2 protein-coding genes are annotated in these 548 nt (G+C 67.3%); both read right to left on the bottom strand.

What is annotated here, in order from left to right:
* Positions 1-324 (bottom strand): hypothetical protein (locus AC1D0P_RS27755; protein WP_477679672.1); only part of this gene is annotated, 324 nt, incomplete at its 3' end.
* On the bottom strand, positions 312-548 hold a 237-nt coding region (locus AC1D0P_RS27750; protein WP_477679671.1), incomplete at its 5' end, for a hypothetical protein. The genes AC1D0P_RS27750 and AC1D0P_RS27755, both read right to left, overlap by 13 nt.

The raw sequence follows: 548 nt of genomic DNA, 5'->3' as shown, positions 1-548 counted from the left end.
CTGCTCGCCTCGCTGCTCGACCAAGGCCGCAAATGCTTCAGCGGCAGCTTGAGCCTGCGGACCATTCGCATCGAGGGCGAGGCCGGCCGGCGGCGCTCGTCGGCCGGAGACGGCGATCTTGCTCGGCCATGGGACGATCGACACCGCCACGGGTGGCGCATGCGGCACGGGATAGATTTCGGCGCCGCGTTTGAGCGCGGCATTGCCGCCGACGAGCTTTGTCGGCGCGATGAAAATCGGGATGGCGCTGCCGTCGCTCAGGGCGACGTAGGCGCTGGTGGCGCCGTCCGTCCAGTGGCGGAAGGGCCAGCTCAGCGCATGCACCGCAATCGTCCAGGTGTCGCCCGGGGCCAGTTCGAAATTGTCCGGCGGCAGGAATTCGGTGAAATTGGAAAGGCGCCGGCCGATCGCGCCGCCTTCGATCGGAAGGGCCAGCTCAGCGCATGCACCGCAATCGTCCAGGTGTCGCCCGGGGCCAGTTCGAAATTGTCCGGCGGCAGGAATTCGGTGAAATTGGAAAGGCGCCGGCCGATCGCGCCGCCTTCGAT

It is taken from the genome of Polaromonas sp. P1_G2 (assembly GCF_056405515.1).
Note: the sequence above shows the minus strand (reverse complement) of the source record. Positions and strands in the feature narration are given on the sequence as shown.